Origin of the sequence: Parasphingorhabdus flavimaris (genome assembly GCF_013371215.1) — a bacterium.
Classification (GTDB): Bacteria; Pseudomonadota; Alphaproteobacteria; order Sphingomonadales; family Sphingomonadaceae; genus Parasphingorhabdus; species Parasphingorhabdus flavimaris.
This window is the reverse complement of sequence record NZ_JABWMH010000001.1, coordinates 220,602-233,386: the sequence shown is the minus strand read 5'-3', so window position 1 is coordinate 233,386 and position 12,785 is coordinate 220,602. Positions and strand designations below refer to the sequence as shown.

Below are 12,785 nucleotides of genomic sequence, written 5' to 3'. Positions count from 1 at the left end.
CGTCAGGCCCCAAACAGGCTGAGCTGCTCGGGAGGCGGCTTCAGCCGGTCGTAGAGATTGAGGGAATCCAGCTGCTTGCCGGGGTGCCAGTCAGCGGTGGTGATGAACGGCAAAATCTTCTTCACCGACTGGCAAATGCGTTCGAGGTCGGCCAGCCGCAGGGCGGTAAAGCGGCGGGCCTGCAATATCTTGCCCACGCCCTTGCCGCCCAGCCCGGGAATGCGCAGCAGGCTTTCCTTGTCGGCCAGATTGATATTGACCGGAAAGCCTGCGCGGTTTTGCAGCGCCCATGCGAGTTTCGGATCAATGGTCAGGTCGAGCTGGCCAGCCGAACCGCCCTCCATGATTTCCGCGACGGAAAAGCCGTAGAAACGCAGCAGCCAGTCGGCCTGATAGAGGCGGTGCTCGCGCAACAGGGGCGGCGCCTGCACCGGCAGGTTGCTGCTGGCGTCGGGGATCGGGCTGAAGGCCGAATAATAGACGCGCTTCAGGCCATAGCTGCCATAGAGCCCGTTGCTGGTGGTCAGGATCTTGGCATCGTCGGATGCGTCGGCGCCTATGATCATCTGGGTGCTGTGGCCGCCCGGCGCGAACAGCGGCGCCTTGCGCGAGCTTTTGCGCTCCGCCTTGGCCTCGCGCACCTTTTTGCCGAGATTGTCCATGGTGCGGCGGATCAGCTTGCCGTCCTTTTCCGGTGCCAGCCGGGCGATCGATTCATCGTCGGGCAGTTCGATGTTGATCGACAGACGATCGGCATATTGGCCCGCCTGCCTGAGCAGTTCCGGATCCGCTTCGGGAATGGTTTTGAGATGGATATAGCCACCGAACTTGTGCACCTCCCGCAGGCGACGGGCGACCTCGACCAGTTGCTCCATCGTATAGTCCGGACTGCGGATGATGCCGGAGGAAAGGAACAGCCCCTCGATATAATTGCGCTTGTAGAAATCCAGCGTGAGATCGACAATTTCCTGCACCGTGAACGCGGCGCGCCGGACGTTGCTGGACGAGCGGTTGATGCAATAGAGACAGTCGAACATGCAATAGTTGGTCATCAGGATTTTCAGCAGCGAGATACAGCGGCCGTCCGGCGCATAGCTGTGGCAGATGCCCATGCCGCCGGTCGAGCCGATGCCCCCCGATTTAGCGGAATTGCGCTTGACCGAGCCGCTCGAGGCACAGGACGCATCATATTTCGCGGCGTCCGCGAGAATCGCCAGTTTATCGGAGCGGGAAATTTTTGACATGGCCTGTCCTAATCCATGTTCCCGTTTTGTTCAATAGCATGGATTAGGATTTTCGCCGAATGTCGGGCGCCCTTAAATCCCGCTCCGCCGTCTCAATCCTGTCACACGCCGGTCACGCGGCGGTCATTGCATCGGGCTAAATGCCCATCATGATCCAGACGATTGGAGAGGCTTCATGAGCGCACAAGCGGGTTTCGTCAAACAGTCCACCATATTGAACGATGCGATATTGCAGAACCGGGCGAGCAAGGCCGGGCTGCTCGAGCGGGCCTTCTCGCTCGCCTTTCGCGGGCTGGTCTATCCGCAAATCTGGGAAGATCCGGTTGCCGACATGGAGGCGCTGGACATCCGGCCGGATCACCATATCGTCACCATTGCCAGCGGCGGATGCAACGCCCTGTCCTATCTGCGCGCCAATCCGGCGAAGATCACTGCCGTCGATCTCAATGCCGCCCATATCGCGCTCAACCGGCTGAAATCGGTGGCGGCACAGCAATTGGACAGCCACGAGGATTTCTTCCGCTTTTTCGGTCGGGCCGATCACAAGGAAAATCTTGCTGTCTATCGCGACCGGCTACGACCGCATCTCGACGAAGCCAGCCGCAAATATTGGGACGGACGCGACCATTTCGGACGCCGGCGGATCAACGGTTTTGCCAAGGGTTTCTATCGCAAGGGCCTGCTCGGCAATTTTATCGGGCTGGTGCATATATTGGGGCGGCTCGGCGGCGCGAAGCCGTCGCTGATGATGGCGGCGCGGACGCGCGAGGAACAGATTGAATTGTTCGAACGGCATATCGGGCCGCTGTTCGGCAAGAAGCTGATGCGTTTCCTCTGTTCCAACCCGATGGCGCTGTTCGGCCTCGGCATTCCGCCGGCACAATATCGGGCGCTGGCCGGTGACCGCCATATGGCCGACGTGCTGTGCGAGCGGACCCGCAAACTGGCCTGCGATTTTCCGCTGGTCGACAATTATTTCGCGCAGCAGGCCTTTGGCCGCGCCTATCAGAGCGCCGAACCGGGATCGGTGCCGCCCTATCTGGAAGCAGCGAGTTTCGACTGGCTGGGCGAGCGCAGCCAGAAGCTGGACATCCGCCATCAGAATTTCATCGATTTTCTCGCCAGCCAGGATGCCGGTTCGCTGGATCGCTATATATTGCTCGACGCGCAGGACTGGATGACCGACCAGCAGCTCAACCGGCTGTGGAGCGAAATCGACCGGACCGCCAAGCCGCGCGCGCGGGTGCTGTTCCGGACCGCTGCGGAAGAGACCTTGCTCCCGGGCCGGGTGACCAACGAACTGCTTTCCGCCTGGGATTATGATGCTGAGCTGTCACAGGCGCTGACCCGCAAGGACCGCTCGGCCATTTATGGCGCGATGCATCTGTACCGGCTGAAATGAGCCTGATGGACGATATTTTGCGCAAGCGGGCCAGCGATCGCCACGCGAAGCTGATGGATCGTGTCTACCGCAGCCAGAGCGGTATCTACGATCTGACCCGCAAATATTATCTGCTGGGCCGCGACCAGTTGATCGAAGAACTGAACCCGCCGCCGAGGGGCCGGGTGCTGGAGATCGGCTGCGGCACCGCGCGCAATCTGGTTCGCGCAGCGAAGGTATGGCCGGACGCGGAATTCTACGGCTTTGATATCAGCTCGGAAATGCTGAAGGTGGCGCGCAAGAATCTGGCGCAGAGCGGGCAGAAGGACCGGATCACCCTGTTCCACGGCGATGCCGAAAATCCGGCGCTGGCGATGCCGCGAGAGGCCCGCACGTTCGACCGGATTTTCCTGTCTTTCTGCCTGTCGATGATCCCCGACTGGCAGGGCGCGATCCGGCAGGCAGTGGCGCTGCTGGCGCCGGGCGGAGAATTGCACATTGTCGATTTCGGCCAGTCCGAGCAATTGCCCGCCCCGTTTCGCTCGCTATTGCAGCGCTGGCTGGCCGTGTTTCATGTCGAACCGCGCAAGCATCTGCACCGCTTTCTGACCGAACTGGACTGCGAGATCGGAACAAGTAGCGAATTTGTCCCGCAATATCGGGGCTATAGCTGGCGTTTCGTGATCCGCCCGCCCGGAGCCAGTAGGCCGATCAAGGAAGAAACCTAGGCCGCGTCATTCGGCCAGTTTCTTCAATATCCAGTACCAATGATCGAGGCCGCCGTAGAAAGACGCGACCGGCAGCCGCTCGTTCAGCCCGTGGGCGTACATGTCGGAGGCCTTCATCGCGGCACCGGAAATCGCCACCGTGTCATAGCCGAGGGTGCGGTAGTGCATGCCGTCGGTGCCGCCGGATTCCATATAGGGCAAGATGGTCAGTCCGGGATATCGCTTGTCGATACTGTAACGCACCGCCGCTTTGACATCGTCGCGCAGCTTTGATTCGGGACTTTCGGTTACATCGCTCGCCAGCTTGAAACGGACATTGTCATTGCCGATGATCTCTTTCAGATTCGCCTCGGTCGCAGCAGCGCCGACGCCCGGAAATATCCGGCAATTGACCGTGGCCGTGGCCGATTGCGGCAAGGCATTTTCCGCGTGCCCCGCCTGCAACATCGTTGCGACACAGGTGGTTCCGAGCGTACCCACCGACTCCGGATCGGCCTGCAGCGTCGCGATTGCCGAAGCGTCCGACGGGTCTGCCGCAAAACGCAGCATCGCCTGCCCCAGTTCTCCGGGGGTCAGTTTGCCGGCCGTGGCGAAATAGCTTCGGGTCAAATCCGTCGCCTGCACCGGAAATTTATAGGCGGCAATTTTCTCCAGCGCGTCGGCCAGTTCGTAAATCGCATTGTCCGCACGCGGGCGGGAAGAATGTCCGCCCGGGTTGGTCACGGTCAGTTCATAGGTGGCATAGGTCTTTTCCGCAGATTGCACCTGAAACGCGACCGGTGTGCCGTCCTCGGCCAGCGCAACGCCACCGGCATCGCTGTTCAGGATGAAGGCGGGGTCGATATTCTTCGCGACATATTCCGCCTGAGCGCGGGTCGACACCATGCCGGTCTCCTCGTCCCCCGAAAAGACCAGCACCAGATCGCGCGACGGCTGCCAGCCCTCGGCCTTGAGCCGGAGGAAAGTCGAGGTCAGATTGGTGATGCCATATTTATTGTCCATCGTGGCGCGGCCGAAGAAATAGCCGTCCTCTTCGGTCAGGGAGAATGGCGGGCGCACCCAGTCCTTGGCCAGCGCATCGACCACGTCCATGTGGCCGAGCAGGACAATCGGCTTGGCGGTGCTGCCGGGCCGGGCGCGATAGGTGACCATCAGCCCCTGGGTTTTCTCGCCTTCGCTGTCATAGTCGGTGACGCTGATGTCAGCATCGGAGAAACCGGCCTTTTTGAATCGGTCGACGAGATAGGACACCATTGCCGGAACCTGTTGCTGACCGCGCGCCGTCCGGAAGGCGATAATATCGCGGTAAATGTCCCGCGCCATTTGCTCGTGCGCTGTCAACGGCACCTTGTCCTGCGCCAGCGCTGGCTGGGCAGACAAAGCGCCCGCCACCAGTGCAAGTGCCATCCGGCCAGACCATTTTTGCGCCATTTTCCGAACTTTATATGCAGTCACAATCGACTCCCCCAAAAAATCACATCCTATCTGATGGACAAGATGTGTAAACCATTCTGTTTATGTCGGTTTGAAGGACAATGTCGCGCACCACAGCCGAGAGCTTGCCACGCGTTTTCCCGTCCAGATCAGCCTCGCGATGAATGTAACATCATATCATGCGTTCATTTTCCAGTCAGACACGATCTGCCAGCCTTGCAAACGGGTCGGAGCATAGGAGGGAAACAATGCGCCATTTCAATTTTTCAGGAAAAAGCCTGTCGATACTCGCGGTTGCCGGACTTGCACTGACGTCCGCTTCGCCGTCACTCGACGCGCGCTCGATCGCCCGTCCGGCCCCGCCCCATCCGGTGAACTGCTCCATCTTCTCGCGGATCAACGATCATCGCTATAACAACCAACGGCCCGGCGCTCTACGCGCCTCGCCCCCCACGGCACCACCGCCGCCGCCGCCACCGCCGCCATCATCGCAAATCGTGACGACCGGCAAGGCCGTGGCCAGTGGTGCGATAGCCGCCGAACGCAGCACGGCACCTTATCCATATCCTCGTCCCCTGCCCTTGCCTTATCCCCAGCCGCAGGACCGCGAACGCTATGACGGCAAGGATGTCGCCAGCATCAAGCGGGTTGCGGATGAACCGGTGTCCACCTTTGCCGTCGACGTCGATACCGGCAGCTATTCCAACGTCCGCCGGTTTCTCAATGACGGCCAGATGCCGCCGGAAGCAGCCGTCCGGACCGAGGAAATGATCAACTATTTCCGCTATGATTATCCCAGACCGCAAGACCGGGCGACTCCGTTCAGCGTGTCGACCGATATCTCGACCACCCCTTGGAACGAAACCAGCCGCTTGCTGAGAATCGGCCTGCGTGGCTATGACGTGGACAGCGACGAACGGCCGCGCGCCAATCTGGTGTTTCTGGTCGACGTGTCGGGTTCGATGAACAGCCGCGACAAGCTGCCGCTGGTCAAATCAACCCTGACCGCGCTGGCGAGCGAGCTGCGCAGCGATGACCGGGTTTCGATCGTGGTCTATTCCGGCACGGTCGGGCTGCTGCTCGCGCCGACATCGAACAAGGATCATGTCAAACAGGCGGTGGACTGCCTTTCGGCCAGCGGATCGACCGCGGGCGGCGATGCGCTCAAGCTGGCTTATTCGACCGCTCGCGACAATTTCCTCGATGGCGGCATCAACCGGATCATCATGGCCACCGATGGCGATTTCAATGTCGGTACGTCGAATACGGACGAGCTGAAGAAATATGTCGCGAAACAGCGCGAAAGCGGCGTGACTTTGACCATGCTCGGCTATGGCAGCGGCAATATCCGCGACGAGCTGATGGAGGGTATCGCCAATGTCGGCAACGGCAATTATGCCTATGTCGACAGCGCGATGGAGGCCCGCAAAGTGCTGGGTTCCGAGCTCAGCTCGACCCTGTTCACCATCGCCAAGGATGTCAAAATCCAGATCGAGTTCAATCCGGCGCATGTGAAGGAATATCGCCTGATCGGCTATGAAAACCGCCTGCTCGCCGAAGAGGATTTTGCCAATGACCGGATCGACGCCGGCGATATCGGTGCCGGTCATCAGGTGACCGCGCTTTACGAAGTGATGCCGACCGATGCGGCCGGCTGGCTACCCGAGCGGCGCTATCCGGCCAACCGGGCGGTTGAACGGCAACCGGATTTGCGCGGCGAAATGGCGCAGGTCAAGCTGCGCTACAAATTGCCCGACGAGGACAGGTCGCGGCTGATCACCCGGTCGATCGCTTCACGGGACTTGCGCTCGGCAAGCCGTCCCGCCGGGGACATGGCCTTTGCGGTGGCGGTAGCAGCCTTTGGCCAGAAACTGCGCGGGGACAAATATCTCGGCGACTATGATTTCGGAAATATCGGAACGCTCAGCGGCAATGGCGGGGATTACTGGCGTCAGGAATTCCGCAAGCTTAACGACCTGGCGGATAGCCACAGCAGCTGAAAAAAAAAGCCGGAGCCGGAGGAGTAACGCGGCATTATTACGGAAATTAACCTAATTTGGTAACCTTTTGTATCATATAGGCACAGCTTCTACGGGAAAGCCGCCGGGTGGTGGCGGGTCCGAACTGGACTCGCGTTGCATTATCCGCCATTTTGCTCAATCGTTTTTGAGTATGGCATTGGGCCGAAACAGGGACTGAGGTTATCTATGGATTTTGGAGGCAAGATTTTGGTCGGAGCGGCGGCGACGGTCGCCCTGGGGCTGGTTGGCCATATATTATCGGGCGAGAGCTTCATTTCCGATCTGGAAAAACAGGCGCAGACCGAACTGGCCGCGCGGGGGCTGAGTGATGCCATGGTCACCCTTGGCCGCGCTCCGCTCTCCCGCAGCGCCATTCTTGATGGCGACCTCGCGGACGATGCCAAGCAGGAAGCCGTGAATGTGGTCGCCGCGATACCGGGCATATCCGGCGCAAGCTGGCTGGGTCAGGAACAGGTCGAACCTGAAGCATCCGAGCAAAGCGGTACAACTGCGGCAAAATCGGATGCTGATGGCAAAATCGCCCAATGTCAGGACGGTGTCGACAAGATTATCGAGACAAGAAAAATCAGCTTTCGCTCCGGCAGCGCTTATGTATCACCCGATTCCAACCAGATACTCGACACGCTGGCAAAGGCTCTCAAGTCTTGCGACGGGCTGTCGATAGCGGTGGAAGGCCATACCGACGACAATGGCGACAAGGCCGTCAACAAGGTCATGTCCCAGGAACGGGCCGACCGGATCAAGGCCGGTCTGGTCGACCGCGGGATTTCCGCCGACCTGATTACCGCGACCGGCTATGGCTCAACCCGGCCGCGCGCAAAGGGCAGCGACGAGGCGGCTGATGCCCAGAACCGGCGGATAGAATTCCGCATCGGATCTGCGAACGCTGCGCCGAAAATTGATGCCAAAGCGCAACAGGGAGAATGAACCATGCCACTTTTGCTTGAAAATCTGTTGCTCCTTCTGATTACTTTTGCAATTGGCCTCGCGATCGGCTGGTTTATCTGGGGCCGCAGCACCGAAGAATATTAGCCGACCACGGCAATGGTCCGGATTCACAATGGGGTTTTGATAAGATGATTACGCTGATTACCGCCAATTGGCTGCTTTACGTGATTGCATTGTTCATCGGCATAGCCACGGCTTTCTGGGCATGGGCCGCGTCCGGTGGAGAAGCCTCCGTCGACAAATTCGATGCCGAGGACGGTCTTCTGGAGAAAGCCGGTCAGCCGGTTCAGCCAGCAGAACCCACGCCAGCGCCTGCTCCGCCAGCTGCCCCTGCGCCTGAGCCTGCCAAACCGGCAGCAGCGCCCGCCAAGGTTGCCGCAGCGCCAGTCGTCACCACCCCGAAACCGACCATCAAACCGGTCGCCAAGCCGGAACCGGTACCGGCCCCTGCTGGTCAGCCGAGCATTCCTGCGGCGGTCGGTGAACCGGACAATCTGCGTCTGATCAAGGGCGTTGGACCAAAGCTGAACACGCTGCTCAACAATCTTGGCGTCACCCGGTTCGACCAGATCGCCGGATGGAAAGAAGCGGAAATCATCGAGGTCGACCAATATCTCGAAAACTTCGCCGGACGGATTACCAGAGACGCGTGGATCGATCAGGCCAAATATCTGGCCAAGGATGATATCGCCGGTTTCGAAAAGAAATACGGCAAGCTCTGACGACCGATACCGGTCAGTCGATGTCGGGATTGCCGGCCCGGACGATCAGCTTGTCGATCTTGCGACCGTCCATGTCGACAATCTCGAATATCCAGTCCTGATCCTCGAAGGTCTCGCCTTCTTCCGGCAGGTGGCGCAGTTGCGACAGCGCATGACCAGCGACCGTTGCATAGTCGCGATCTTCCGATAGCCTGATCCCCAACCGCTCGGCCAGCGCATCAATCGCCATCGCGCCGGATACGAGATAGCTGCCATCGGCGCGCTCGATCAGGCTGCGCTGGGTGCGTTCGTCGCGGTCCGAGACAAATTCGCCGGCAATCGAACTGAGCAGGTCATTGGGCGTCACAATGCCTTCAAAATGGCCATATTCGTCGTGGACAAGCACCATCGGGACTTCTGCTTCCCTGAGAATGTCCAGCGCGTCGAGCGCATCAAGCTGATCGGGTACCTTTTCCAGCGGGCGCATCAGTTTGCGCAGATCGAGCCGTTCGCCGCCCAGTTGCGCGGCCACAATATCGCGCGCCTGAACCACACCGCAAATGTCGTCGACCGAATCTTCCGCCACCGGGAACCGGCTGTGCGGCGATCCGATCAGCACACGGTGAATTTCCCCGGTCGTCGCATCAATGTCGAGCCAGTCAACCTCGGTCCGCGGCGTCATCACTTCGCGGATCGGACGGTCGGCCATCCGCACGACACCGGCCATGACGGCGCGCTCATGCTCTTCGATCACGCCGGAACGCGTAGCTTCGGCAAACACCATCTGCAATTCATCGGCGGTGACATGGCTGGTTTCGTCGCGCTTCATCCCCAGCATCCGGAAGATCAGCGCGCTGCTGTTGTCGAGCAGCCAGACCAGCGGCGCCGAGACCCGGGCCAGCAAGGCCATCGGCGGGGCCATGATGATCGCGATCCGCTCTGCCGAACGCAGGGCGATCTGCTTGGGAACCAGCTCGCCGATCACCAGCGAGGCATATGTGGTCAGGCCGATCACGAGCACGAAGCCGACGGTGCCCGACAGATCGGCACCCATGCCCAACAGCTGCAACCGCTCTGCCGTCGGACCACCAAGGCTTGCACCGGAAAAAGCGCCGGCGACAATGCCGATCAGGGTTATCCCGATTTGCACGGTCGACAGGAACTTGCCGGGATCGCTGGCCAGCCGCAGCGCGGTCTTGGCACCGCGATTGCCCTGGTCGGCGAGGCTGTGCAGATTCGCCTTGCGTGCAGAGACAATCGCCAGTTCCGACATGGCAAATATGCCATTGATCAGCACCAGCAGAATAATGATCGCGACGTCAAACCAGGGAAAGGGTGTCATATTGTCCATTGAAAGGGCGAAATGCCATAAGCCCTTTAGCAGCAAGTTTTACAAAATCTCAAGTTTGCTGTCAGTCGTTGTTCATTTACCCGTCGGTAGATGGAACCTTATGGTCGGCGGGGCGTTATCTTGACCGAACAGATATATCGAAGAGGGAACATAAAATGCGGATAAACAGATCAATAATCGCGGCGGCTTCACTGAGTGCTCTGGCACTGACAAGCGGCTGCGTCACCAACCCTGAAACCGGCAACCGGACCATTTCAAAGGCCGCCATCGGCGGCATCGGCGGCGTTGTCGGCGGTTATCTGCTCGGCGACATATTGGGCGGAAAAAATGACCGTACCGCCAAGATTGTCGGTGCCGGCCTCGGCGGCCTCGCGGGCGCGGGCATTGGTATTTACATGGACGAGCAGGAAAAGAAATTGCGCGAGCAAACCGCTGGCACCGGGATCGACGTCACCCGTGACGGCGACAATCTGATCCTCAACATGCCTTCCAACGTGACCTTCGGGGTCGACAGCAGCGCGATCAGCCCCACGTTCCAGACCACATTGAGCAATGTTGCCGACACGCTTTCCCGCTACGAGAAAAGCTATGTCGACGTGCTCGGCCACACCGACAGCACCGGCAGCGACGCCTATAACCAGTCGCTTTCCGAACGTCGGGCCGAATCAGTTGCCAACTTCCTCACCAACAGCGGCGTCCAGCGCGCCCGTCTGGCGACAAGAGGCTATGGCGAGAGCCAGCCGATCGCCAGCAACAGCACGGAAGAAGGCCGCGCGGCCAACCGCCGGGTCGAAATCAAGATCGTTCCGATCGAACAGTCCGATCTTTAGAATAATATAGCGCTTGCGCTAAACCATTGATTACGGGCATCCTCTTCAAAAATCAGAAGAGGATGCCCGTTCATGACCACAGTCAATTTCTCCCTCGACCTCAGCGGTCGCACCGCGCTTGTAACCGGTGCGTCCAGCGGCCTGGGGGCCCGTTTCGCCAAAATACTGGCAAAATGCGGTGCAAAAGTCGCCTGCACGGCTCGTCGCAAGGACAAGCTGGATGCGCTCGTCGCCCAGATTCGCGAGGAGGGCGGCGAGGCGGAAGCCTTCGCGCTCGACGTTAGCGATGCGGCCCAGCTTCAGGCCATCGTGCCGACCGTTGCCGAGGCGCTCGGTCAACCCGACATATTGATCAACAATGCCGGAATGGTCGATGCCGAACGCGCTACACGGATGTCACTCGAGCTGATCGATGATGTCTTCGACACCAATCTGCGCAGTGTTTTCATACTCTCGAACGAATTTGCCCGGCCGCTGATCGACAAGAAAATGCCGGGGCGGATCGTCAACATCTCGTCCATCGCCGCGACCCAATATGATGGTCACGGCGCCGCGCTCTACTCGACGACCAAGGCCGAGGTTGTCCGGGTGACGGAAACGCTGGCGGTCGAATGGTCAAAATTCCACATCAATGTAAACGCCATCGCACCGGGAGCCTTTGAAACCGAAATGCTCGATGGCATGCTCAGTCGCATGGGTGACTTTTCCGTCCATTTCCCGCGCAAACGGCTCGGCCAGCCGGAGCAGATGGACAGTACATTGCTGTTTCTGGTGTCACCGTCTTCGGATGCGGTAACCGGAACCGTGATCAAGATCGATGACGGTCAGGGTCCGCGCTAGGCCCTGGCTCTAGACCAGTTCGCCCTTGAGCAGTCTGGGCAGGTCGCCGGTTTCGCCCTTTGCCTCGGCCATGAACTGCGCCTTGAGCGGCGGGATGCGCTGGACCAGTCCGATGCCCATTCGCCGGATTTTTGAAGATGTTTCCCCTGGCAGGCCGAACAGCCGCGTCAGCAGATCGGTCGCCGCCGACACCATCATATTGTCGAGACTGCGCCAGCGGTCATAGCGCGCGAGAATCTGGGAATCGCCCAGATCGAGCCCGGTTCGCGCGCCCTCGACCAGACATTCGGTCAGCGCGGCAACGTCGCGCAACCCGAGGTTAAGCCCCTGTCCCGCGATCGGATGGATACCGTGTCCCGCGTCCCCGATCAGCACCAGCCGGTCGGCGGTGAGATGGGAGCTGTGGTGGAAACCCAGAGGATAGGTCTGGCGGTCGGTGAGCAGTTCAAGCTCGCCGAGAAAGCCGCCGGTTTTCTTCATCATTTCCGCGACGAATGCCCGCTTGTTGATCTTGGCAAAGGCGGGACCGTCTTTTCGCGACACCGTCCAGACGACCGCCGAACGGTGCTTGCCATCGGCGTCATCAAGCATCGGCAGAATCGCGAACGGACCAGACGGAAAGAATAGTTCATAGGCGGTGTTGCCATGCGGCTTTTCGTGAGCGATCTTGCAGACAATCGCGCTGTGATCATATTGCCAGTGGGCCATGATGATCCCGGCTTCCTCGCGCATCCGGCTACCCCGGCCATCGGCGGCGATCAGCAATGGTGCAGACAGCTGCTCGCCATTGTCGAGCGCGATGTCGACGCGATGTTCCTGACGATCACAGCTTGCCACCTGCGTCGACAGATGCAGATCGATACCGTCATCGGCCTGTGCGGCCTCGAACAAGAGCCGGCGCAAGACCGCATTCTCGACCATGATGCCCATCGGACCTTCGCCCTCGCCCGGGACAAAATCCAGGGTGCCGGGCTTCAGCCCGTCGTTGACCAATATTTTGTCGATATTGCAGCCATGGGGCCGCAGCTTGTCGGTCAGGCCGATCGCGTCAAACATGTTCCAGCTGGCGCTGTTGATCGCCGAAACCCGCGCATCATTCTGCGGGTTCAGCAAATCATCCGGCTCGGCGCGGTCGATGATGGCGACGCGGAGACCGTGAGCGGCCAGGGTCAGCGCCTGGGTCAGGCCGATCATGCCCGCCCCCAATATGATGATATCGCTATTTCGAGAATCAGATCCCATCGAGACGCCTTTCCGAGCCATGATATGCGATATAGGTAGGCATC

At 59.8% G+C, this 12,785-nt stretch carries 11 protein-coding genes; 7 read left to right on the top strand and 4 right to left on the bottom strand.

What is annotated here, in order from left to right; all coding sequences use genetic code 11:
• Positions 1–2: 2 nt before the first annotated feature.
• Complete coding sequence (locus HUO14_RS01165) at positions 3–1,244, bottom strand: putative DNA modification/repair radical SAM protein (protein ID WP_176278056.1); 1,242 nt, start codon at positions 1,242–1,244, stop codon at positions 3–5.
• Between the two features lie 175 nt (positions 1,245–1,419).
• On the opposite strand from HUO14_RS01165, the gene HUO14_RS01160 reads away from it, so the two are divergent.
• On the top strand, positions 1,420–2,646 hold the full coding sequence (locus HUO14_RS01160; RefSeq protein ID WP_176278055.1) for a BtaA family protein: 1,227 nt from the start codon (positions 1,420–1,422) through the stop codon (positions 2,644–2,646).
• A gap of 5 nt (positions 2,647–2,651) precedes the next feature.
• On the top strand, positions 2,652–3,353 hold the full coding sequence (locus HUO14_RS01155) for a class I SAM-dependent methyltransferase (protein ID WP_217907877.1): 702 nt from the start codon (positions 2,652–2,654) through the stop codon (positions 3,351–3,353).
• A 6-nt stretch (positions 3,354–3,359) separates the two neighbouring features.
• On the opposite strand, the gene HUO14_RS01150 is transcribed toward HUO14_RS01155, so the two are convergent.
• On the bottom strand, positions 3,360–4,808 hold the full coding sequence (locus HUO14_RS01150) for a M20/M25/M40 family metallo-hydrolase (RefSeq protein WP_343046037.1): 1,449 nt from the start codon (positions 4,806–4,808) through the stop codon (positions 3,360–3,362).
• 227 nt (positions 4,809–5,035) lie between these two features.
• On the opposite strand from HUO14_RS01150, the gene HUO14_RS01145 reads away from it, so the two are divergent.
• From HUO14_RS01145 to HUO14_RS01135, 3 genes are all read left to right on the top strand, one after another.
• Positions 5,036–6,787: a vWA domain-containing protein gene (locus HUO14_RS01145; RefSeq protein ID WP_176278054.1), complete on the top strand. Its 1,752-nt coding sequence runs from the start codon at positions 5,036–5,038 to the stop codon at positions 6,785–6,787.
• Between the two features lie 207 nt (positions 6,788–6,994).
• Positions 6,995–7,756 carry an OmpA family protein gene (locus HUO14_RS01140; protein WP_176278053.1) on the top strand — a complete coding sequence of 254 codons (762 nt, stop codon included), beginning with the start codon at positions 6,995–6,997 and terminating at the stop codon, positions 7,754–7,756.
• 149 nt (positions 7,757–7,905) lie between these two features.
• A complete protein-coding gene (locus HUO14_RS01135) occupies positions 7,906–8,499 on the top strand; it encodes a hypothetical protein (protein ID WP_176278052.1) in 594 nt (197 codons plus the stop codon).
• Positions 8,500–8,512: 13 nt separating this feature from the next.
• Here HUO14_RS01135 and HUO14_RS01130 read toward each other — a convergent pair whose 3' ends face one another.
• Positions 8,513–9,829 (bottom strand): hemolysin family protein, encoded by a 1,317-nt coding sequence (locus tag HUO14_RS01130; protein ID WP_176278051.1) that lies wholly within the window; start codon positions 9,827–9,829, stop codon positions 8,513–8,515.
• 155 nt (positions 9,830–9,984) lie between these two features.
• Between HUO14_RS01130 and HUO14_RS01125 the strand changes: the two genes are divergently transcribed.
• Both HUO14_RS01125 and HUO14_RS01120 read left to right on the top strand, forming a co-directional pair.
• Positions 9,985–10,659, top strand: a complete 675-nt coding sequence (locus HUO14_RS01125; protein ID WP_176278050.1) for a YiaD family glycine zipper/OmpA-like lipoprotein — start codon at positions 9,985–9,987, stop codon at positions 10,657–10,659.
• A 72-nt stretch (positions 10,660–10,731) separates the two neighbouring features.
• Positions 10,732–11,499 carry an SDR family NAD(P)-dependent oxidoreductase gene (locus HUO14_RS01120; RefSeq protein WP_176278049.1) on the top strand — a complete coding sequence of 256 codons (768 nt, stop codon included), beginning with the start codon at positions 10,732–10,734 and terminating at the stop codon, positions 11,497–11,499.
• Between the two features lie 9 nt (positions 11,500–11,508).
• Here HUO14_RS01120 and HUO14_RS01115 read toward each other — a convergent pair whose 3' ends face one another.
• Positions 11,509–12,741 carry a UbiH/UbiF/VisC/COQ6 family ubiquinone biosynthesis hydroxylase gene (locus HUO14_RS01115; protein WP_176278048.1) on the bottom strand — a complete coding sequence of 411 codons (1,233 nt, stop codon included), beginning with the start codon at positions 12,739–12,741 and terminating at the stop codon, positions 11,509–11,511.
• Positions 12,742–12,785: the final 44 nt, after the last annotated feature.